Below are 22,313 nucleotides of genomic sequence, written 5' to 3' on the forward strand. Positions count from 1 at the left end.
TTAAGGAATTTGACTATTTTAGTCCTTTTTTTAACTTTCTTATCAAAAATCTAGCAGGATGAAGCTCAAAAAATAGCGATCTTTCTATGCAAAGTGGGCGAGCAAGCACAAGATCCATTATCAAATTTGCTCCAAGTATCGCTGTACCAAGGCCGCGCGAGCCGTGAGCAAAATTTACAAAGACATTTTTTTCGTAGCTTGCTTTTGGATTATTATCTTTATTTTTACTCCAAAATAGCCCCTTATAGTTTTGCTTGTAAAACTGCTCGTCATGCAAGGTGCCGATTATCGGAAACCTATCTCCGCTATAACTTCTATATCCCACACGTGAGCCGATAATGGTGTCTTTTGTGGCGTCAAAAAACTCGCTCACGTCGCTTAAATTTTTAGAATTATCTTCGTCTTTTGGCGTGTCGCAAATTTCATTTCTAGCGTAGGTTGCACCGATGACTTGCATCCCTTTTACAGCTGGGCAGATGTAGCCTTTTGCACTTAGCGGCATTGTATTTTTTAAAACTGGCTTTAGGTGCGTGACTTGGCCGCGGACGCTACTTATTTGCATGTCGTAGCCTTTAAAAATTTCACTGCTCTTGCTGCCTGTGCAAAAGATCAAAATATCAGCCTCCAAGCTTTTTTTATTTTTAAATTTAACGCTTATCTTGCCATTTTTCAGGTGCGCCCTGCTCTCATATTCGTGGTTAAATAAAATTTCAAATTTGCTTGAGAGAAATTTGCAAATTTCTTTTGGTCTAGCATAAGCCGCATCTTTTATAAATATCCCAGGATACGGCTTTAAACTCTCATCAAATTTAAAAACATCCTCCGCGCTTTGATCCTGCCACGAGGCGTATCGCTTGACAAGCTCATCATCAAATGCATAGTCGATGCAGCCATTAAATTTGATGAGACTTTTTGGCAAATTTGCCTTGTAAAATCTCACTGCTTGCAAAAACGCATTTATGTGCATGCGGCCTAAATTTACCCCAGGCTTCGTAACTAGTGGCATCAAGGCGCCGCAGTGATTACCTGAGCCATTTGTCGCGACTTCACTCTTTGCCTCGGCGATCACCACTTTAAAGCCATTTTTGACTAGCTCTCCAGCGGTGGCAAGCCCAGCCACTCCTGCTCCTATAACAAGCGCTGTTTTGCCTTTTACGCTGGCGACTGGCTCGCACCTCGCAAACCAAGCGTCCTTTAAATTTTCATCCTTTTTCTCTAGCACGGCACTACTCATCTGGCGTTTTCTAGCATAACCCTCTTTTAGGCTCAGCAAAAAGCCAGCATTTTTTAGCCCCTCTTTTACCATTTTTGCGCACGAATAAGTTCTAACTATAGTACCAACCCTGCTTAGCCTTGCGATCTGCTTAAAGACATCCTCGCTCCAGATCGAGCCATTTTTACTTGGGGCAAAGCCGTCTAAAAACCAGATATCAGCGCTAAATTCAAGCTCAGGCAAAATTTGATCTGCCTCGCCGTAGCAAAGATCAAAGGTGATATTTGGAGCAAAATTTATGCGGTGTATGCCTGAGATTAGCGGTGGATAGAGCGAAACTAGCTTTTTAGCATAAGCTTTAAAAATGCCTAAATTTTCATAAATTTTTAAAAGATCTTCTTTTTTGATAGGACTTTTTTCGATACTAACAAAGTGAAGTTTTTTGGGGCTATTTTTAAATTTCTTACAAAGTGTGAAGAAATTTAGCCCAGCACCAAAGCCAGTCTCGGCGACTATAAAACTATCTTTGCTCTGCCAAATTTCATCAAGTGCACTCGCAAAGACAAATTCGCTCTCAAGCCAGGGTTTTTCGGTATTAAAGTAGATGTCGCCAAACTCTTCGTTAAATGGAATTTGCCCTTTAAAACTTAAATTTGCATTTTTCATCTATTTTTTGCGAAATATCCATCTATGCCGTTTGCGATGCCGTTTGCAAGGGCTTTTTGATAGGCCTCGTTAAAGAGTTTTTCGCCCTCGACTGGATGTGTGATGTAGCCGATCTCGACAAGAACCGCTGGCATAAGAGCACCCACGAGTACCCAAAATGGCGCCTCTCTCACGCTGCCGTCGCTGGCTGCATAGACCTTTCTAGCGCTTGCTAAAATGTCCTTTTGGATGTCGATACCAAGCTTGTTTGAAGCGATGATCTTCTCGCGGTTTAGCACGTTTAGAAACGTTTGCTGAGAAAAGTAGTTCATCTCTTCGATGTCTGATTTATTTTCAAGTGCGGCTGCGTTTTTACTGCGCTCGCTTCTTGCAGGCGATAAGAAAAATGTCTCGATGCCGTGCATACTCTTTGCTTTTGTAGCGTTTGGAGCGGCGTTTGCGTGGATGGAGACAAAGAGGTCAGCCATCTTGTCGTTTGCAAATTTTGTTCTTGATCTTAAATTTATAAAAACGTCAGTTGATCTGGTGAAATAGACCTTGTAACCACGAGATTTTAGTATCTCACCAAGCTTTTTGGCTACACCTAAAACGGCTGTTTTTTCTTGCAGTTTGCCATCTACCGCGCCTGGGTCTGTGCCACCATGACCTGGGTCGATGACGATCGTTTTGTTGCGTGAAAATTTACCCGCCGCAACTGGAGGCAAAGGCTCTTCTACTGGCTCGCTTTGTGCTGGCTCAGACTTTAAATTTGGCTCTACCTCGCTTTGTGCTGGCTTTTCATTTTTATTTTTAAGCTTATGAAGTGGCGCTCTTACGTTTTCGTTTGAGATGAAATTTTGAGCGCTTATTATTAGCAAGTCCCCAGTTGCATTTGCCTTTATCGTCTTTTGCACCTTGTCAGAAAAAATGATCCTAACGGTGTTTTTATCATACTGCGAGATGTGGATGTAGTCTGAGATGAAATTTTTATAAGTTAGTGGGTTGCCATTTAGCCTGCCATCAATATCCATGATGTTTTTGTAGGCGTTTTGCTGTTTGGCAAATGATGTTTTTAGCCTTGCGGTATCTAGCTTTGTGTTAAATTTAAGCACCAAGGTGTCATTTACCTTTGTCGCGCTTAGTAGCGTTAGAGCTGGCGAAGCTGCTGGCATACTAGCACCTTTTACGCCATTTATCGAATTTAGATCTCTTATATATGCGCTTGAGTCAAAACCAAGCGCCTTTGAGCTTGTTATTAGCCTTGATAGCGCTTGTTTTTTCGTGTTTTTATCGTTTTTAATGATCGCATCGACATAGATATTTTTTATATCGTTGTGAAGCTTGATCTTCGCGCTTCTGTTTAGAGCCATAAAATTTCTATCAAATTTGGCAAAAGTCTCCGAATTTGTCGTCGCAAAAAGAAAACTAAATGCTAGGAAAAGAGATATTAAAACCCGTTTCATTCACCATGTACCAGCTTATGCATTAGCTCTTTTACGCTTATTAGCTCTTTTAGTTTGTAGCCATTTGCCCCTGTGAAAAATAGCCCGCTCTCTTTTTTGCCGCTATATGCGTCAAATAGCCTATCTGCGATGCAGTATCCCACCTGCTTTGCCTCTTTGCCTCTTTGGCAAGGGCTCACACAGTTGCTTATGCACTGGATCTTTGGACCCATTCTTTTATCGACTAAATTTATCAAATTTGTTCTTATCCCGCGAGCTGGGTAGCCAACTGGGCTCTTTATAAGCTCGATGTCTTTCTCTTTAGCCGCTAGCAAAACCTCTTTAAAGCCAATATCTGCGTCACACTCGTGAGTGCCGATAAAGCGTGTGCCCATCTGAACGCCGTCTGCGCCTAGCGATATCGCCTTTTCGATGTCGTTTTTATCCCAAATTCCACCAGCTGCGATGAGCGGAAAGTCACCCCACTCTTTGATCTCAGCTTTTACCTGTGGGATAAGGTTAAATAGTGAAAACTCAGGATCAAGGCACTGCTCATATGTAAAGCCCTGGTGACCGCCACTTAGCGGTCCTTCAAGCACGACAGCGTCTGGCAAGCGCTCATATCTTTGAAGCCAGCGCTTACAGATTATCTTTAGAGCTTTTGCACTCGAGACGATCGGCACAAGTGCTATCTCTTTAAAATTTTGTGTAAATTCAGGTAAATTTGTAGGCAGACCTGCACCTGAGACTATGATGTTTATACCAGCCTCGCAGGCGTCTTTAACCACCCTTGCGTAGTCGTTTGCAGCATACATTATATTTACGCCAAGTGGCAAGTCACCGCAAATTTTACGTGCATTTTCTATGACAGCTCGAAGGCCTCTTGTAGAGTAGAAATTTTCACTTCCAAAAGGCTTTGCGTTTAGCTCTTTATCTATAAATTTGCGGTTTTCATAGTAGCCTGTGCCAACTGAGCTAATTATGCCAAGACCGCCTTCTAAGCTCACATTGCCAGCTAGTTTGTCCCAGCTGATGCCAAGCCCCATACCGCCTTGAAATATCGGGTATTTTATCTCGTATTTACCTATTTTTAACGGCTTTAACTCCATTTATTCAACCTTTATCTTTGCAAATTTACGCTTTCCAACCTGCAAGATATACTCGCCTGCTCCTAATTTTAACTGCTCATCACTAATTTTTTCTTGATTGATGCTAACTGCGTTTGCTTTTATATCTCGCCTTGCTTGAGAATTTGACTCACTTAGCCCACACTGAGATAAGGCTTCAACTATCCAAATTGGCGCTTTTAAGCTAAATTCTTTCATATCTGTTGGGAGCTGATTTTGAGAGTGCACGCTGTTAAATTCAGCCATAGCAGCCTTTGCCGCCTCCTCGCCGTGATACCTCGCTGTTATCTCATAAGCAAGATCCTCTTTTGCCTTTTTTGGATGATATTTACCACTATTTACATCATTCATCAACTCTTCTATCTCGCCAAGATTTTTTGTACTTAGTAGCTCATACCAGCGCCACATAAGCTCGTCACTTATACTAAGCGTTTTTGCAAACATATCATTTGCATTTTCAGTTACGCCGATGTAGTTGCCAAGGCTCTTACTCATCTTATTTACGCCATCAAGTCCCTCAAGAAGTGGCATCATGATGACAGCTTGCTCTTTGCCGATATTATATGTTCGCTGCAAGGTTCTGCCCATTAGAAGGTTAAATTTCTGATCTGTGCCGCCCATCTCGATGTCACACTTCATAGCAACACTATCATATCCTTGAAGAAGCGGATACATAAACTCAGAGATTGATATAGGATTGCCTGCTTTTATCCTCTTTTCAAAGTCATCTCGCTCTAGCATTCTAGCTACTGAAAATGTGCTAGTAAGCTCTATTATCCCAGCAGCTCCTAGCTCATTTGACCATTTTGAGTTAAACATTATCACAGTTTTTTTAGGATCTAAAATTTTAAAAACTTGCTCTTCGTAGGTTTTAGCATTTTTTAAAACGGTCTCTTGATCTAGCTTTTTTCTAGTGGCTGACTTGCCTGTTGGATCGCCTATCTGAGCGGTAAAATCACCTATCAAAAACTGCACGATAGCGCCATGTTTTTGAAGTAACGCCATCTTGTTTAAAACGACTGTGTGACCTAGGTGAAGGTCTGGAGCTGTTGGGTCAAAGCCTGCTTTTACGTAGAAATTTTCGCCTTTTTCATAATAATTTTTAATTAAGCTTTCAACCCTTTCAGCATCGATCATCTCAGCAACGCCGCGGTTTATCTCTTGTAAAATATCATCTATATCTTGAACCATTTTTCTCTCCTAATTATGATATGGGTCGCTTTGCGAAACAAAATCAATAATCTTATATCTATCTTTGATCTTCTCTTTGATCTCGTTTGCATCGATGTTTTCTGCTATTTCGACGCTTATTTCAAACGTATCTCCGCTAAGATCATTTGCTTCGTTTAGCGAGATTGTAGCTAAATTTATATCAAGTCTAGCAAGATATGTTAAAAATTCAGCCAACGCACCTTTTCTGTTTTCTAAATTTAATAAAATTTTATACCTATGTGGGGCATTTCTCGTCCATTTGACAAAGATGATCTCATCGCCTTTATCCATGAGCTTACCAGCGCGCTCGCAAAGCTTGTGATGCACTGTCACGGTGTGACCATTTTTAAAGCCAACTATGCTATCGCCCCTTTTTGGATTGCAGCAATAATCAAACTCGACATTTGAAATTTTATGGTTTGAGTAGATCACTATGTTTTCAAATTTTTGCTTTTTGATCTGATATTTGTCACCCAAAGAGATCATAAATGGACGCTCTTTTCTGATGTATTTTTTAAGCATATTTGCCACTTCTTGCAAATACTCGCTATCAGTTGCCGCACGAAAGACCTTTTTGCCTAAATTTTCGCTCTCTATCCACTCTAAAATTCTATCTTTTGAGACGTTAAATACTGATTTTAAGATATCTATCGCCATTTTGTAGTTTATATCTCTTATCTTTTGCTTACAAAATGACCTTATCGTCGCCTTTGCCTTGCCTGTTCGCACGCTATTTATCCACGAACAGCGAAATTTAGCCTCTTCGCCAGTTACTATCCTAACGATATCGCCATTTTTTAGCTCTGTTAGAAGCGGCATCCTAACGCGGTTTATATAAGCCTCTTTTGCGTAAAGTCCGATCTCTGAGTGAATCTCATAAGCATAATCAAGCGCCGTAGCACCACGTGGCAACGTAAAGACCTCGCCCTTTGGAGAATAAACTGCGATATCTTCGATATAAAGGCTATCTTTTGCGTATTCATAAAGCTCTTCGACGTTGCCCTCGTTCTCGCTATTTTGCATGCTGATGTCATTTAGCCAGTCGAGTTTTGGATTGAGTAAGCTGCCCTCGCCGTTTTTATATTTCCAGTGAGCGGCAACGCCGTATTCAGCGGTTTTATGCATATCATAAGTGCGAACTTGCGCCTCAAATATGCTTTTGTTATCAAAAATGGTTGTGTGTATAGTTTGATAGCCATTTTGCTTTGGAAGCGCGATATAGTCTTTAAATCTTGAGATGAGAGGGTTAAAGTTTATATGCAAATTTCCAAGCGCAAGGTAGCAATCAAGCGGCTTTTGCACGATGATCCTAATAGCAAGCAAGTCAAGCACCTCTTCGATAGAAATGCCCTTTCTTTGCATCTTTAGGTAGATCGAGTAGTAGTGTTTTATGCGTTTTTGTATCTCAAAAGTGCCCTCGATAAAGCCATTTTCAAGCAAAATTTGACTTACTTTTTCGTGAAAAGCATTTAGTTTTAGGCTAAGTTGCTGCTTATTTTTGTTTAGGTAGCTATCGATCTTTGCGTATTCTTCTGGCATCGCATACTTAAAGCTTAAATCTTCAAGTATGTTTTTGATCGATGAAATTCCCAGTCTATGAGCGATCGGAGCATAGACCATAAGCGTCTCTTCGGCTATGCGTTTTTGCTTTTCAGGTCTTAGCGCCTCAAGAGTTAGCATATTATGAAGCCTGTCGCAAAGCTTTACGACAAGGACTCTCACGTCTTCTATGGAGATTAAGAGCATTTTTCTAAAAGTTAGCGCTGAGCTTGCCAGTTTTTCGTTGCTATCTGAGCTTGCGAGCTTGTTTTCTCTAATGGCAACTATCTTTGTAAGCCCTTCAACCAGCTTTGCAACCTCATCGCCAAATTCAGCCTGAAGCTCACCTAACGTTACGTCGGTATCTTCGACTACGTCATGAAGAAGTGCAGCTATGACCATGCTCTCATCGCCGCCCATGTTTGCTACGATAGAGGCTACTAAGATGGGGTGGATGGCGTATGGTTCGCCACTTTTGCGGTATTGTCCAGCGTGAGATGTGACGCAGCTATCTACGGCTTTGTCTAAAATTTCACTTCTCTCACAAAGAGAAAAGAGCAGTTTTATCGCTTCTGAAACGTTTTTGCAAGCTAAAATTTGCTCTATCAACTGCTCTAAAAAAAGACTATTTTCCTTCAACTATTGCCTCTAAGCCTATTTTGCCCTCAGCCACTTCAAGTAGTGCGATGTCGGCAAATTTCATCTTTGAAGTATCAGCATCAACTAAAGCTATGGCGCCATTTGCTAGCGCTTCTGCGCGCTTTGCAACGATAAGTGAAAGCTTATATCTGTCATCTCCTACTTGTTTTAGCGCTCTTGCTGTGATTTGTTCTGTTCTCATTTTTATCCTTTTTGAAATTTATTTTACAACTGAGTATAGGGCTGCTTCTTCTTCATTTATTATTTTTAATAAATTTCCAGCCTTAAACATATTACAAACTAAGATCGGCAGTGCGTTATCTTTTGCTAAAGCTATGGCGGTATCGTCCATAACCTTGATGTCATCGCTCATCGCCTTTTCGTAGTTTAGTGATTTTAAAAGTTTTGCATCTTTGAATTTTTTAGGATCTTTGTCATAAACGCCATCAACTTTTGTCGCTTTTATGATCATATCTGAGCCGATCTCGATAGCTCTTAGCGTGGCTGCTGTATCTGTTGTGAAAAATGGATTGCCAGTGCCTGCAGCAAAGATGACAACTCTGCCCTTTTCTAAATGGCGCTGCGCACGTCCTACGATGAAGGTCTCACAGATCGCTTCCATCTTGATCGCACTTTGCACTCTTACCTCAAGTCCGCTTCTCTCCAAAGCTTCACGCATCGCGATCGAGTTGATGACAGTTGCTAGCATGCCCATGTGATCGCCACTTGTTCGCTTGATGATACCGTCTTTTGCAGCGCTCACACCACGCACTATGTTACCACCGCCTATTACGATGCCAACTTCGATCCCACCATCGATGAGTTCTTTTATCTCGCTTGCTATAAATTTAAGCACAGCTGTGTCTATGCCAAAACCATTTTCTCCAGCCAAGGCCTCGCCTGAAAATTTGACCAATACGCGTTTTCTCTTACTCATTGTCATGCTCCTTGAAATTCACGCATTTTAGCCAAAAAGGCTTTAAATTTAGCTAATAACGCTTACAAAGTGACTATTTTGAGATCATTTCAAGCGGGTCGATATGGTAGTTTCTTTGCGTTACTTCAAAGGTGAGATCGTTTCTAACTCGGCCTATGACGTAGCCTTTTTGCACGAGCGAGCCGACCTTTACAGTTGGCGCGATCTGGCTTAGGTGGGCGTAGATCGTGTGGATGCCGTTTTCGTTTTCGATGATGACAACATTTTCAAGCATCGGAGTAGCTTTAGCAAAGACCACCTTGCCATTTAGCACGCTTTTTACCTTCGCATCTGGGGTACTTGAGCGAAGCACGACTGACTCGTTAAAAATTTTGATGTTATATATCGGATCTACGTAATTGCCAAATTTTTGCTTTACAGAGTAGCTATCAAGTGGAGCGATCGTCCTTGCGCCTGAGTATCTCTTAACTGAGCTTGTTTGATAGCCCCCGCCCATTGGCTGGCTCTTTGACCCTTTTTTGTCACCTTTACTAGATGCTCTTTCTTGCTTTTCTCTGGCTGTACGTGCGGCTTCATCCTCTTGCTTTTGCATGATAGCAAGCTGTTCTAGTGTCTTTCTTAGCTCATCTTGCTGCGCTTGAAGCTTGGCTAACTTTTTGCTGTAAATTTCTTTATCACGCTTTAGTCCGCTTATTGTATTTTTCTGCGTGCTCTCTAGGCTTTGTAGATCACTTTGCTTGCGTCTATAGTTTTTTATGCTTGAGTTTATCTCATTTATCTTGCTTGATTTGTTTTTTATCTTTTCTATCGTATCTTCGTAGTTCTCACTAAGCCTTTTAAAGTCCTCTTTTGCTATGGCGTTTAGCTTGGTTAAAATTTGCGATGAGATGATGCTCTCTTCGCTTTGTTTGCCCTCGCTTGCCGACATCATAAGATCAAATGATAAATCTTCTGCGATGATCCTTATCATATTTTGCTCTAGCTCTTTTTGCGTGCGCTCTAACTCTTTGTTTTGCTTTGTTAGATCATCAAGCTCAAGAAGCGCTTTTGAAGCATTTGTCTCAAGAACTGAAATTTGACCCTTTAAATTTGTGATATCGCCACTTATGCCACGAAGTTTTTTCTCACCAGTTACAATATCACCAGCCAAGTCATCAAGCTTTTTACTAAGCTGCTCACTCATCACCTGGCTCGATCTTAGCGAGTTTTTGGAGTCTTTTATCTTCTCTTTAGTATTTGATGCAAAAGCTAGGCCAAATGCTAGCAAAAGTGTAAAAATTCCTTTTTTCATATCGTGCTTTTTCTAGCCTTACTCATCACTAAACTAACAGCAAAAATGCTTAAAACCACAGCCACGCCAAAAAGGATAAATATATCTCTTGAAAGATCAAGGCTAGGCAAGACTACATCGATGCTTGCGGCATTTTCTCTAAAAATTTCAAAATTTGGTAAGAAAAAGAAAAAAGCACCAACAACAATGGTCGCAACTATGCTATCAACCATGGCTGATTTATAAAGCATGGCTGATTTTAACCAAAATGGCGCTCCAAAAAGCGTCATGATCTCGATGCGCTCTCTATGCTCAAATAGCCAAATTTTAGTCTGTTTAAGCATAAGCATAAGCCCTACAACACAAAGTATCGCCATAAATGCATAGGATATACTTTTAGCTAAATTTAGCATCTTAAAGACCTTATCATGGGTCTTTGAAAATGTCTCGACCTTGCTTATACCATCAAATTTCAAAAGCTTTTGCTTTATCTCCTCCATGTACTCTGGCGATGGAAATTCACTTAATCTTAGTGAGTAAAATTTAGGCAAGGCATTTTGCAGGATGGATAAATTTTTAGCCGAGATATCGTTTGATAGGCGGTCTATGATCTTTTGTGGGCTTAGTGACTCGACGCTAGCTAGCGTGCTAATCACTGGCTTTAGCACTGGCTCGCTTAGCTCTTTGTTTGAAACCACCACGATGTTGTAGTCATTTCCCATAAGCCTCTCATACTCTCTTACGATCTTGTCCGCTGTAAGGCTAAACTGCACTGAAAATAAAAGCGCGATTAACGGCAATATAAATCCAAGGTGGTTTTTAAGCGATCTCATGCACGCCTCCATTTTCTATGACGAAGTGGCGGTATGGGATGCGAAGCGTTGATGGGATGTGGTGTGTCACCACAACCACGCTTGTGCCTAGAAATTCTCTGGCTGATTTTAAAAGCGACCAGATAACATCGCTTGAGTATTCGTCTAAATTTCCCGTTGGCTCGTCGCATAAAAGCAAATTTGGATTGTGCGCGAGTGCTCTTGCCATGGCGACTCTTTGCTGCTCGCCGCCACTTAGCTCGCGAGGGTATTTATCGGCTTTGTGAAGCATATTTACATGTTTTAAAAGTTTAGCCACCTGCTTTTTGCTCACATTTTGATTGACGCCTTTGATGATAAGTGGCAGTATGACGTTTTTTTCGACATTCCACTCATTTATCAAGCGGTAGTTTTGAAATATAATACCAACTCGCTGTCTAAGCTCGCAAAGTCTTTTGTCATCGATATCGTCCATTTGCGTCATGCAGACATTTAGCTCGCCAGCTAGGGGCGAAATTTCTCCGTAAAATGACTTTAAAAGCGTGCTTTTTCCGCTTCCGCTCTTGCCTGTAATAAAGACAAAGTCATTTGCGTAGATGTCTAAATTTACGCTATTGATCACAACCTCGTTGCGCTCATAAGCTAGGCTTAAATTTCTTGCACTAATTATCTCTTGCATCAGCCAAATACTCCTTCAAAAGCTCGTGTGCTGCTAAATTTTCACGTATTAATATCGGTTTTTTTATAAAATATTCGCTTTTCTCATCGCTTATTTTGATAAAACACTGCTCTGGTTTGTTAAACGCTCCAAAGGCGACTTTTAACAAAATTTCATCACCGCTTATGGTGTAAATTTCTTCAAAATGTAAAAAGTGATCCTCTTTTTTGATGATGAAATTTTTAAAATTTTTAATGATATTTTTTACACTTGTCTTTTCTTTAAAGCTAAAATCCCCAGCCAAAACACTCTCACCGCTTTTTGCCTCACAAGTATAAATGACATCGTAAATGTCCTTATCTTGGCGTCTCCAGCGGTCTTCATACTTGCTTGTTACTTCTAAATTTCTATTTTTAAAAGCTTCGATTTTTGAGTTTGTGGGCTCTAAAAATTTACTCAAACTAAAGTCGCAATACTCCTTGCTATCAGTCCGTAGCTCAAATTTACCACCAACCTTTAGTATCCTCTGGCACTCAAGCGCAAACGCCGATGAGACCACGCGTCTATGCTCGGCCTTATCCCACGGCACCGGAAAGTGCAAAAAGACTCTATCAACCAAATTTGATCCAACTAGCGAGAGTAAAAGCCTTGCGTCTGTATTTATCAGCCGCACGTTTTCTAGGGCATTTGCCCTAGCTAGCTTTGCTACTTGCTCGATGCTTGGTTTATATACCTCTATGCCGATAACTAGGGCATTTGGATTGTTTTTAGCCTGATAGAGCAAGTGTCTGCCAGAGCCAAAGCCTATCTCGATAAATATCTCTTCAAATTTATCTTTTAGCTCGCTAAATGCTGGCGCAAACTCTTCAAGGCTTAAAATTTCACTCACTTTTTTGGTTAAATTTGTCTTTTTCACGGCAAATGCTTGGCTGATGATACCGTTACAATTTTGCTCTTTAAAAAGCTCAAGAGCCTCTTGTAAAAGGCCAACTTTGGCTGGCTTTGTAAGCTTTTCTCCCTTTACGACGACGCCGTTTTTGCCGCCTTTTACGACTAGAAAAAAGCTCTCTTCTTCATTTTTTGTGTAGATGAGCCTCTCGTTTCGGCCATTTGCTTGCCAAAGAAATTTGATCTTGTCGTTACCAAATGGAAACGAGAGCTCTTTTAAGGATGAAGCGATGAAATTTGGCATTATTTTATGCTAACTTCTGCTTTTGATGACTTATCAGAGGCGATGCCGTACTCATCGACTGCTACGACGCTGTAAGAGTAGCTAGCTCCTTTTTGAACGCTGTCATCTCTAAGCCCAGTATCACTTATACCGCTAAAGACTTTCTCGCTAGCACCACTTCTATAAACTGTGTATGAGCTAGCTCTATCAACTGCGTTCCAGCTTACATTTACGCCGCTACCATCGTAGCTAGCGCTTATGCTTGGAGTTTTTGGCGCACCAAGTGTGCTACCAACTATCGGCTCTTCTTGTTTTAAGCTCTCAAGGCCGTCTTTATCGACCGCTGTTACTCTATAATATCTTGTCGCTGCGTTTGTGTTTATAAGGTCTTCGTAGGTGTTGCTAGTCGTTTTTGCTAGGTATGTGTAAGGCAAAATTTTACTTGTCGTTCTATAAACCTTAAAATAAGCAAAATCCTCAGCCGGCGCGTAATCCCACGTTAAGATGATCTTTTTTGGAGCATTTTTGGTCGCTTGGACGTTTGTTACTGATTTAGGGTAACTCCTTTGTTGTGGCGCTTATGTTTTGGCTTGGTTTTGAGATGACGCCAGAAGAAGTTTTAACTAAGATCCTATACTCATAAGACCTGCCAGGTTTTACCTCAGTGTCGATATACTCGGCATTTAGTCTGCCATTTACCTCTGCTACTTGGCTAAATTTATTAGCTCCTGCATCACTTCTTTGGATGATGTAGCTTGCTACTGTGCTATCAGGATGTGGTCTCCAGATCACTTTTACACGGCCTGGAAGCCCAGTGATAGCTTGCGCAAATGGCACAGAGTCAAGTAGTGGCTTAGTTGTCGCAGTTGCGATCGCACCTGGTTGAGAGATGGCGTTGCTTGAGTAGGTTCTCATTTGGTATGAGTAAGTGGTCTCTGGAGCTAGGTCGCGATCCACATAGTGCGTAGCAAAGCGGTCTTTTATGTTTGCAACTAGTTGCATTTTTGAGTTTGCATCGTTTGGATTTGAGCGGTAAAGGTAGTAGCCAACGACGCTCTCATCGGTCACTGGGTTCCACTCAAAGCCAACTTCTGTCATGTCTGAAATAGTTTTTAAGCTTGTAATAGTTGGTAGTGACGTGCTTTGCTGAGTCGGTACGTTAGAGCCGCATCCCGCTAAGAAAGCTACTAAAAATGGTGTCAATATGCGTAGGGCAAATTTTTTCATCAAAAATCTCCTTGGGAATTTTTTTGTAAATTATTTGGTTAAAGTCATCATACGTTTTTGCGGTAAATTCTACCCTTTTGCCAGTTCGCGGATGGATAAAATAGAGCATATAAGCGTGAAGCATAACCCTGCTTATTTTATCGCCTTGGCTCTTAAATCCGTATAAATCATCGCCTAAAATGTGGCGATTTATGCTAGCAAGATGCACTCTTATCTGGTGCGTCCTGCCTGTAAAAAGCTTTGCCGCTATCAAATTTACTCCGCCTTCGCTTAGTAAATTTACGAAGGCGCTTTTTGCAAATTTAGCGTCTGCGATGATCGCTTTTTTTAGGCGGTTGTTTGGATTTCTGCCGATTGGCTTGTCGATGATGACGTCCTCTTTTAGGGGCAAGTCGGTGAGCGCTAGATAAATTCGTCCCATGCTCTTATCGCTTAACTGCTCGCTTAGTTTTGCGTGGGTAAAGTTGTTTTTAGCAACGACGATAGCGCCGCTCGTGCCCTTATCTAGGCGGTGGACGATGCCAGCTCTTACGTCGCCGTTTAAATTTGAAAGCATAAAGCCCTTTTTGTTTAGCCACTCAACAAGTGTCGCCTCTTTGACGCTTGGGGCTTGGTGAACGACGATTTGCGGGGGCTTGTTTAGCACTATGAGATCGTCGTCTTCATAGATGATCGGGATGTCAAAATTTACTTCGTATTCGTTTTGCACCTCTTTTTTTGGGGCAAAATTTACACAAATTTCATCGTTTTCGCTCAGTAAAAAGCTAGGTTTTGAGACTGGTTTTAAATTTACGCTTACAAGGGAGTCTTTTATCAAATTTAAAGCTTGATTACGTGAAATTTGAAGCTCTTTGGCCACTGCAACGTCGAGTCTTGAGCTATTTAAAACATTAAATTTAACCAAAATCAAAGCCTTGTTTGTGATATAATCTAGCCCAAAAATTAAGGTTTGCTTCTTGATAAAACTAGATCGGCGTATTTTAACACATTTTGATTTTATTCAGCCGTTTTTAATCATCCCAATCATAGCCATCTCATACATCCTAGTCTCCGAAGCAAACGACATTTTGGCAAACAAACAGCTTGTGTATTTTGGCATCGGATTTGTCTCATTTTGCATCGCATTTTTACTACCTATTAGACGCATCGACTGGATCATCCCGATGTTTTACTGGGTCTGCATCGTGCTGCTTTTAAGCGTTGATATCTTTGGCGTTAGCAAGCTTGGAGCTAGGCGCTGGCTGGAGATCCCATTCGTTCACTTCACGCTTCAGCCCTCAGAGCTCATGAAGCCAGCCTTTTTGCTGATGCTGGCCTATCTAGTTAAGCAGCGCCCGCCAGAGGTAGATGGATACGGACTAAAAGACTTTTTAAGGCTTAGTTTTTACATACTTTTGCCATTTGCGCTCATCATGAAAGAGCCTGATCTTGGCACCGCGCTCATACTTTTGATAGTTGGCTACACCATCCTTTTTGTCATCGGTGTAAATAAGAAAATTTGGATCTGCATCATCCTTGCCATAGGATTTTCGGCGCCAGTTTTGTATGAAAATTTGCATGATTATCAAAAAAAGAGGATCCACGACTTTATCGCCGAAGAGCCAAGCTACCACGTCAAACAAAGTATCATCGCCATAGGTAGCGGCGGGCTAAAAGGCAAGCCAAAGGACGAGGCTACGCAGACACACTTTAAATTTTTGCCAATCGCTACTAGCGATTTCATCTTTGCTTATAATATCGAGCGTTTTGGCTTTTATGGGGCGCTTCTTTTGCTGGGGCTTTATGGAGCGCTTATAACGCACTTACTTAGCCTAAACTACGGGCTTAAGAATGATTATTTCACGCAGGTGACCGCCACTGGCATAGCCGCGCTCATCTTTGTTTATGTGGGAGTAAATGTCTCGATGACGATTGGTTTTGCGCCAGTCGTGGGCGTGCCACTGCCGTTTTTTAGCTACGGCGGAAGCAGCTTTGTCACCTTCATGGTACTTTTTGGGATACTGCAAAATCTGCTAACGTTTAGGTTTGATCAGACCTACCGATCTGTAAAATTTAAATTTTAAAATTTGTAAATTTGTTTTGTCAAATCAAATGAGTGTCAAGCAAATTTTAAAATTTCGTGAACGAGTAATTTCTTCTCTAAAATTTGAACTAAGTGATAAGCAAATAAACTTTAAAAATTTGCAAAGCTAAAGTCAAATCATCTTTTATAAAAATTTCCTATAAAGTAACGTCCAAGTTCTTTGGCTTGACCATCAACATAAAGTGCTATCTTTTGTATATTTACCGTTTTATCTGTGTTTACAACAAACATGACTTGTATTTTTTTATCTTTTATTTCTTCTGGTCTTTGATTATAAAATCGGACATCTGGCTCTTCTTTAGAATATTGTGCAACAAATTTCAGATCTTCAAGCAAGTGTTTAAAGTTCATCTTTGTTGCAAGCTCGCCAAGTGCTTTACTATGAGGCTCTTTAAAAATTTCTTTAGCTTTTGTATTTAATTTTTCTTCATCACATTTAACTTTTGGAAATATCGGTGCTTGATTTTTTTTTGAGATATCGTATTCACAAAACTCATTTGCTATCTTTAGAACACTCTCTTTGTCAAGATTATTGGTATTTTCCAAAACATCACCAATAGCCTTTTCTAATTTTTGCGCTTGTTCTTCTTTTGCCTTTTGCAAGGCTTCCTCATATTTTGCCTGCACCTCCTTGTTTTCAGCTTCTATTAGCTCTTTTTTGATCTCGCATGTAGCACTTACAAGCTTTAGGTCTTTTGTACTAGCATCCTTCCAATCAACCTTGGCACACTCTATATATCCATCTATGGCCGTACCTACTGTCATTGACTTATCTTGAGGAAAGGTGTAATTTTTAACAGTATTTACATTATCATCACCGCATCCTAATAGCAAAACCCCTGTTAGAATAATAGAAAATTTGCATCTCATATCTTTTCCTTAAAAGTAAAATAAAAACTAAATTATAACTAATTTTTTCTTTTTAACATCAAGTCATACAAAATATTTATTAAGCAAAAATTTAAAAAATTTTAACAAGTTTTTGTAAATTTTTGATATTTTCTTTGATGTTGCCATCTTTGTATATCGCTGAGATGATGGCGATGAGATCGGGATTTGCGTGAGAGAGCGAGCCGATATTTCTCTCATTTATGCCACCTATCACGCAAACTGGTAGATCTAAAATTTGCTTTGCTTCTTTAACTACTTCAAGGTCGCATTTTGGGGCATTTGGCTTTGTGGGGCTTGCGAAAACAGAGCCAAAAGCGACGTAGCTAGCCCCGTTTTTAGCGGCATTTATGGCTAAGCTTATATCATTATAACAGCTAACGCCCACATATGCGTCTTTGCCCAAAATCTCAAACGCCTCTTTTATGCCCTCGTCCTCTTTGCCTAGATGAACGGCCTTAGCGCCTATCTTTTTAGCAAATTTGACATCGTCATTTACGATAAATTTCGTGCCAAATTTCTCACATAAATTTAAAATTTCACTTGCAAGCTTCTCATTTTTGACCGCTTTTTTTGACCTAAACTGAAAAAATTTAACCCCACACTCCAAAATCTCTCTTGCGTACTCCAAAGCCAAATTTTCAGGCATTAAAATATCATCGCTAATAGCGTAAATTTCAGCCATTAAGCCCTGCTTTATGATCTATAAGTCTTGCTCCAAATTTACTTTTATGAGCATTTTTTATCCCTTTTGCCACAAATTTTTTAGCCATTTTTATAGCGCTTACTAGATCACTTTGCTGCGCTAAAATAGCCGCTAGTGAGCTTGAGAAGCTACAACCAGCCCCGTGCATCACTCTAGGCTCAAAAAGCTCCTCGCTAAATTTCATCACGCCCCCGTTTTTTAGATAGAGCGTATCCTCGCAAATTTCATCAACCTTTGTTCGCTTTAGCACCATATCGCAAGGCAAATTTGTAAGGTCAATACCCAAAATCCTAGCCTCATCTACATTTGGCGTGGCAACACTTGCGAGGTTTAAAAGCTCTTTTAGCGCCTCGATCGCCCCATCTTCAAGCAGTTTTGCACCTGACTTTGCCACACAAACAGGGTCAATCACAACTGGCACATTTTTAGCTCTTAACTCCTTTAAAAACGCGCTTACAACGGCTATTATCTCCTCGTTAAATAGCATGCCAACCTTCACGGCGTCTATATCAAGCTCGGCTAGCACCATCTCAAACTGAGCTTTCACCATCTTTGCTGGCATCGCAAGCACGCTGCTAACGCCATTTGTATTTTGCGCGGTCACGGCTGTGATGACACTTGCGCTAAAGCAGCCAAATGCCTCGCAGCTTTTTATATCCGCCTGAACGCCTGCACCACCGACGCTGTCGCTTCCAGCAACTATCAAAACATTTTTCTTACTCACCGACACACCCACTTATCTCTTTTACGTCAAAAGGGTCTTTGACCTGCCACGAAAGTGCGTATTTCTCGATACTTTTCTTGATCGCACTCACCAAATAATCAATATCCTCAAAGGTGTGCGTATAGTGCAGGCTAACTCTCACCCAACCTGGCTTGTGGGTGAAGCTTGGATCCTCTTTTAGCCCCAAAAGATCATGTCCGTATGAGCCAGCACACGAGCAGCCAGCACGTGTTTGTATGCCATACTCTTTACTTAAAATTTTTGAAAGCTCGTATGGAGCTACGTTTTTTACATTAAATGAAAAAATGGCAAGGCGCTTTAAATTTGGTGGGCAGTAGCTTATAAGCTCTGGGATTTCTCTTAGCCTTTGGCAAAGATAGTCGCTAAGCTCGCTCTCGTTTTCATAGATAGTAGCAAGCCCTATCTCTTCTCTTAGTCTGTAGGCTAAATTTGCACGTATAAGCCCCAAAATAGGCGGTGTGCCAGCCTCTTCAAGTGCCTCTTGATCCTTTAAAAATATATGGTAGTTTTTGCTCACATAGCTTACCGTGCCACCGCCTGCAAAGCTTGGCACATCGTCATTTGCTAGCACTTTTTTGATGACCAGTAGCCCACAACTGCCAACTCCGCCAAGAAGCTTATGCGGCGAGATAAAAAGCGCGTCAAAGTAGTCGCAGTCTAAATTTGCATAGGCGCTAAGGCTCGCCACGTCAAATGCCACGATACCGCCAAATTTCTTAACCATCGTGTAAATTTGCTTGTAGTCGCTTATGACGCCTGTGACGTTTGAGGCTGCGCTAAAGCTAGCGATGATCTCACGCCCTTGGTTTATCTTTAAAATTTGCTCCAAATGCCCAAAATTTATACCGCCATCTTTTGCGAGCCTTATACGCTCAACCTCGCAAAGCGCCTCTTTAAAGCTGATCTCATTTGAGTGGTGCTCATAAGGGCCAAGTATAACTAGCGGCGAGTCGTTGTTTGGCTTTAGATCAAACCTTCTTTTAGCAGCTGGAGGCACGTAAAGCCCCAAAAGCTCTTGAAATTTCTTGATCGCACCAGTGGCGCCATATCCTGTAGCTATGAGATAAAATCTATCATCAAGCCCAAGCGCGCGTTTTAGCTCTCTTCTAGCGTTGTCATATAAAAGCTGCGTTTTATAGGCATTTGAGGATGTTAGCGAGTGGGTGTTGGCGTATGTTTTTAAGATATCAGCGACCTCGTCCTCGATAGGCTTATACGCAAGTCCTGAGGCGGTGTAGTCGAAATAGTGTATCCCTTTTTTTAAAATAATATCTCTTCTAATGTGCTCTAAATTTACCAACTTTAGCCTTTTAGTTTTTGCGTGATTATAATTAAAATTTTCTAAAAATATGCTACAATCCGCCACACAAAGGATACGAAATTTTAGCCATAAAATCGACATTTGAGCGGATGAAGCACCTTGGTATTGCTGAAGTTATAAAATTTCATCTGGTTTTTGATGACTTTTTATTAAAGGGCTCATACTACGATGTTTTTGAGGCGATTAGGGCTGAAATTTTAGATGATTATAAAAATTTGATGGCTAGGTTTTACTTTGACGAGGATAGTGACGAGGCCATCAAAATGGCTCTCATTAAGCTAGCTAGAAGCGACAGAAAGAAATTTAGCGTAAATAAAATTTTGCCCCAAAGCATGACAAATAGGGTCTATGCAAAGCTTTTTAGCAAGGATTTTTTAGTGCTTGAAAAGAGCCAAGAAAAGCCACGAGTAAAAAATAAACGCCAAATTTTAAAAAAGAGCGAGCGAGCTTATAAGATAGAGGATAAAATTCACTTTAATAGCCATTTTTCAAGGTTTTGGTTTAGATTTATCGAGCCAAATTTAAGCCTTTTAAAAGAGGGCAGGAGTGAAGAAATTTTAGAGCTTATAAAAAGAGAATTTGACGAGTACGCGAGCCTTGGCTTTGAGCTTTTAAGCGGCGAGCTAATGGCTAAAAAGCTTGGATTTAACGGCATTTTATTAAGCTCATTTTGGAGCAAAAATATAGAGCTAGACATGCTTTTTAGCATAAATGGCAAGATAATCGTTGGCGAAGCAAAGTACAAAGAGCGAAAAATTTGCAAAAATGTCTTAAATTTAGTCCTTCACAAGTGCGAAAGGCTTGGCATAAAGCCTGATATCATCGCGCTTTTTTCAAAAAGTGGCTTTAGCAACGAGCTTTTGGGCTTAAAAGATGAGCGGCTTAGGCTTTATGAGATAAAGGATTATGAGGAGTTGCTGTGAGTGATATCGATATACAAAATGGCCTAAAAAGCCTGATAGAGCAGACCTATCTGATAGAGCGTGAGTATAAAAATTTGACCGCTTCTTATATGAGCTTGCAAGGTTTTATAAAAGATATCGTGGAAATTTTGCCAAATGCCATTTGGGTGCTTGATGAAAATGATGAAATTTTCTTGCAAAACTCCGAGGCACAAAAGCTTGGCAAGGCGCTAAATTTCATCCCAAAAGACGAAGGCGAGCTAAACTTTGGCTCGCAAATTTATCTTGTAAAAAAGGTGGTCAAAGATGATAAAAAGATCATCTCAGCTACCGACATAACGCAAGAAAAACGCACCGAGCGCCTAGCCTCGATGGGTCAAGTAGCAGCGCACCTAGCTCACGAGATAAGAAACCCCATAGGCTCTATCTCGCTTCTAAACTCCACCCTTTTAAAAAGGGCTGAGCCAAAAATTTTGCCTATCGTCGAGCAGATACAAAAGGGGATCTGGCGGGTTGAGCGCATCATTAAAGCCACACTTCTTTTTACAAAAGGGCTTAGTATCACGCCAAAGGAATTTAACTTTTTAGATATCAAAAGCGAGTGCGAGGAGGCGCTTAAATTTTATGAGTATTCAAAAGATATAACTTTTGAGCTAAATTTCCCTGACGCCTTTTATTGTGGCGACTTTGACCTCATCGCGATGGTCTTTCAAAACATTTTATTTAACGCCATAGACGCCATTGAAGAGGACGAAAACGACGAAGGTGTGGTGAGACTAAGCTACGAAAAGACGCCAAATGAACATAAATTTATAGTCTATGACAGCGGTGTCTCTATAAAAAATGAAAATATCGTCTTTGAGCCATTTAAGACGAGCAAACTAAAGGGTAATGGCCTAGGACTGCACCTTTGTCTGCAGATCATCGAGGCGCACAAGGGTAGCATAGAGATAACCCTTGAGCCAAAGACATTTTGTATAAATTTACCTATAAAGGAGAAGTAATGAGTGAAATTTTAGATGAGCTAAATGCGTGGCAAAATGGCCTAAAAGCGCTTAAATTTAGTGAAATTTTTAAAAATGGTAGTGAAAAAGTTGCCTTTATAAGCGTTGATATGATAAATGGCTTTTGCTCTGAAGGCGCACTAGCTAGCAAGCGTGTGGGTGAGCTCTCAAAGGGCATAGCAGAGACTTTTAGGCTGGCAAGGGATAAATTTGACCTTAAAAACTACATCCTCATCCAGGATGCTCATGAGCCAAATTCAGCTGAGTTTGCGAGCTTCCCAGCTCATGCTTTAAAAGGGCAAAATGAAGCACAGGCAGTTGATGAGCTACGAAATTTAGACTTTTTTAATGAGATGAAGACTTTTTATAAAAACTCACTTAGCATCGCTTATTCGCAGGAGTTTAATAAATTTATAAGTAAATTTGATAGCTTTGTCATTATGGGCGACTGCACCGATATGTGCATCTATCAGCTTGTCTCTCACCTAAGACTTAGCGCAAATGAGCAAAATTTAAAAAGGGAGATCATCGTGCCTGCAAATTTAGTCCAAACCTACGACGCTCCAGGGCATAGTGGGGATTTTTATCAAAATGTATTTTTACACCACATGCAAATGGCACTAAATGCACGTGTGGTAAAAGAGCTAGAAATTTAGCCATATATTTATATTAAAAACAATTATCAAGTTATAAAATTTAGCGCTTATCTATCGTATTAATATAATTAATAATGTAGATTTGCGCTAATCTTCAGATCTATTCTCTTTAAATT

At 40.6% G+C, this 22,313-nt stretch carries 22 protein-coding genes; 4 read left to right on the forward strand and 18 right to left on the reverse strand.

The annotated features are described in order from the left end of the window. Positions 1-13 precede the first annotated feature (13 nt). From mnmC to CYP77_RS03340, 14 genes are all read right to left on the reverse strand, one after another. Positions 14-1,879: a bifunctional tRNA (5-methylaminomethyl-2-thiouridine)(34)-methyltransferase MnmD/FAD-dependent 5-carboxymethylaminomethyl-2-thiouridine(34) oxidoreductase MnmC gene (gene mnmC / locus CYP77_RS03275; RefSeq protein WP_103567675.1), complete on the reverse strand. Its 1,866-nt coding sequence runs from the start codon at positions 1,877-1,879 to the stop codon at positions 14-16. Beyond that, positions 1,876-3,321, reverse strand: coding sequence for an N-acetylmuramoyl-L-alanine amidase family protein (locus tag CYP77_RS03280; RefSeq protein WP_103567676.1), 1,446 nt, complete (start codon positions 3,319-3,321; stop codon positions 1,876-1,878). Before CYP77_RS03280 ends, mnmC begins: the two co-directional genes overlap by 4 nt. After that, positions 3,318-4,409 carry a nitronate monooxygenase gene (locus CYP77_RS03285; protein WP_103567677.1) on the reverse strand — a complete coding sequence of 364 codons (1,092 nt, stop codon included), beginning with the start codon at positions 4,407-4,409 and terminating at the stop codon, positions 3,318-3,320. Before CYP77_RS03285 ends, CYP77_RS03280 begins: the two co-directional genes overlap by 4 nt. Beyond that, entirely contained in the window at positions 4,410-5,618 is a 1,209-nt protein-coding gene (gene tyrS / locus CYP77_RS03290) for a tyrosine--tRNA ligase (protein ID WP_103567678.1), read from the reverse strand. 9 nt (positions 5,619-5,627) lie between these two features. Further along, positions 5,628-7,817, reverse strand: coding sequence for a RelA/SpoT family protein (locus CYP77_RS03295; protein ID WP_103567679.1), 2,190 nt, complete (start codon positions 7,815-7,817; stop codon positions 5,628-5,630). Beyond that, positions 7,804-8,019, reverse strand: coding sequence for a DNA-directed RNA polymerase subunit omega (locus CYP77_RS03300; RefSeq protein ID WP_004317259.1), 216 nt, complete (start codon positions 8,017-8,019; stop codon positions 7,804-7,806). The genes CYP77_RS03295 and CYP77_RS03300 overlap by 14 nt, the downstream gene beginning before the upstream one ends. Positions 8,020-8,037: 18 nt before the next feature. Next, positions 8,038-8,754, reverse strand: a complete 717-nt coding sequence (gene pyrH / locus CYP77_RS03305) for a UMP kinase (protein ID WP_103567680.1) — start codon at positions 8,752-8,754, stop codon at positions 8,038-8,040. Positions 8,755-8,827: 73 nt separating this feature from the next. Then, positions 8,828-10,045 (reverse strand): murein hydrolase activator EnvC family protein, encoded by a 1,218-nt coding sequence (locus tag CYP77_RS03310; RefSeq protein ID WP_103567681.1) that lies wholly within the window; start codon positions 10,043-10,045, stop codon positions 8,828-8,830. Continuing rightward, on the reverse strand, positions 10,042-10,857 hold the full coding sequence (locus CYP77_RS03315) for a cell division protein FtsX (protein ID WP_103567682.1): 816 nt from the start codon (positions 10,855-10,857) through the stop codon (positions 10,042-10,044). Before CYP77_RS03315 ends, CYP77_RS03310 begins: the two co-directional genes overlap by 4 nt. Next, the gene (locus CYP77_RS03320; RefSeq protein ID WP_103567683.1) at positions 10,844-11,515 is read right to left on the reverse strand and encodes a cell division ATP-binding protein FtsE; all 672 of its coding nucleotides are present in this window, start codon (positions 11,513-11,515) and stop codon (positions 10,844-10,846) included. The genes CYP77_RS03315 and CYP77_RS03320 overlap by 14 nt, the downstream gene beginning before the upstream one ends. Then, positions 11,499-12,686 (reverse strand): tRNA (guanosine(46)-N7)-methyltransferase TrmB, encoded by a 1,188-nt coding sequence (gene trmB, locus CYP77_RS03325; RefSeq protein WP_103567684.1) that lies wholly within the window; start codon positions 12,684-12,686, stop codon positions 11,499-11,501. Before trmB ends, CYP77_RS03320 begins: the two co-directional genes overlap by 17 nt. Beyond that, a complete protein-coding gene (locus tag CYP77_RS03330) occupies positions 12,686-13,099 on the reverse strand; it encodes a hypothetical protein (protein ID WP_087581575.1) in 414 nt (137 codons plus the stop codon). The genes trmB and CYP77_RS03330 overlap by 1 nt, the downstream gene beginning before the upstream one ends. 118 nt (positions 13,100-13,217) lie before the next feature. Further along, the gene (locus tag CYP77_RS03335) at positions 13,218-13,892 is read right to left on the reverse strand and encodes a fibronectin type III domain-containing protein (RefSeq protein ID WP_181001462.1); all 675 of its coding nucleotides are present in this window, start codon (positions 13,890-13,892) and stop codon (positions 13,218-13,220) included. Continuing rightward, on the reverse strand, positions 13,825-14,796 hold the full coding sequence (locus tag CYP77_RS03340) for an RluA family pseudouridine synthase (RefSeq protein ID WP_103567685.1): 972 nt from the start codon (positions 14,794-14,796) through the stop codon (positions 13,825-13,827). The genes CYP77_RS03335 and CYP77_RS03340 overlap by 68 nt, the downstream gene beginning before the upstream one ends. Positions 14,797-14,848: 52 nt before the next feature. Between CYP77_RS03340 and CYP77_RS03345 the strand changes: the two genes are divergently transcribed. Further along, positions 14,849-15,955: an FtsW/RodA/SpoVE family cell cycle protein gene (locus CYP77_RS03345; protein WP_021088649.1), complete on the forward strand. Its 1,107-nt coding sequence runs from the start codon at positions 14,849-14,851 to the stop codon at positions 15,953-15,955. A gap of 137 nt (positions 15,956-16,092) precedes the next feature. On the opposite strand, the gene CYP77_RS03350 is transcribed toward CYP77_RS03345, so the two are convergent. The 4 genes from CYP77_RS03350 to CYP77_RS03365 all read right to left on the reverse strand — a co-directional run bounded on the left by CYP77_RS03350 (position 16,093) and on the right by CYP77_RS03365 (position 19,614). Next, complete coding sequence (locus CYP77_RS03350) at positions 16,093-16,845, reverse strand: hypothetical protein (RefSeq protein WP_103567686.1); 753 nt, start codon at positions 16,843-16,845, stop codon at positions 16,093-16,095. A gap of 91 nt (positions 16,846-16,936) precedes the next feature. Further along, positions 16,937-17,548: a thiamine phosphate synthase gene (gene thiE, locus CYP77_RS03355; RefSeq protein ID WP_103567687.1), complete on the reverse strand. Its 612-nt coding sequence runs from the start codon at positions 17,546-17,548 to the stop codon at positions 16,937-16,939. Beyond that, positions 17,541-18,299 carry a bifunctional hydroxymethylpyrimidine kinase/phosphomethylpyrimidine kinase gene (thiD, locus tag CYP77_RS03360; RefSeq protein ID WP_103567699.1) on the reverse strand — a complete coding sequence of 253 codons (759 nt, stop codon included), beginning with the start codon at positions 18,297-18,299 and terminating at the stop codon, positions 17,541-17,543. Before thiD ends, thiE begins: the two co-directional genes overlap by 8 nt. After that, positions 18,286-19,614 carry an aminotransferase class V-fold PLP-dependent enzyme gene (locus CYP77_RS03365; RefSeq protein WP_103567698.1) on the reverse strand — a complete coding sequence of 443 codons (1,329 nt, stop codon included), beginning with the start codon at positions 19,612-19,614 and terminating at the stop codon, positions 18,286-18,288. The genes thiD and CYP77_RS03365 overlap by 14 nt, the downstream gene beginning before the upstream one ends. A 110-nt stretch (positions 19,615-19,724) precedes the next feature. Here CYP77_RS03365 and CYP77_RS03370 point away from each other — a divergent pair, with 110 nt between their 5' ends. Genes CYP77_RS03370 through CYP77_RS03380 form a run of 3 tightly spaced genes read left to right on the forward strand, consistent with a single transcriptional unit; the run spans position 19,725 to position 22,197 of the window. After that, on the forward strand, positions 19,725-20,558 hold the full coding sequence (locus CYP77_RS03370; RefSeq protein WP_021092061.1) for a DUF234 domain-containing protein: 834 nt from the start codon (positions 19,725-19,727) through the stop codon (positions 20,556-20,558). Then, positions 20,555-21,541 carry a sensor histidine kinase gene (locus CYP77_RS03375; RefSeq protein WP_103567688.1) on the forward strand — a complete coding sequence of 329 codons (987 nt, stop codon included), beginning with the start codon at positions 20,555-20,557 and terminating at the stop codon, positions 21,539-21,541. Before CYP77_RS03370 ends, CYP77_RS03375 begins: the two co-directional genes overlap by 4 nt. After that, on the forward strand, positions 21,541-22,197 hold the full coding sequence (locus CYP77_RS03380) for an isochorismatase family protein (protein WP_103567689.1): 657 nt from the start codon (positions 21,541-21,543) through the stop codon (positions 22,195-22,197). Before CYP77_RS03375 ends, CYP77_RS03380 begins: the two co-directional genes overlap by 1 nt. Positions 22,198-22,313: the final 116 nt, after the last annotated feature.

Origin of the sequence: Campylobacter concisus (assembly GCF_002913865.1) — a bacterium.
Taxonomy (GTDB): Bacteria; Campylobacterota; Campylobacteria; order Campylobacterales; family Campylobacteraceae; genus Campylobacter_A; species Campylobacter_A concisus_AM.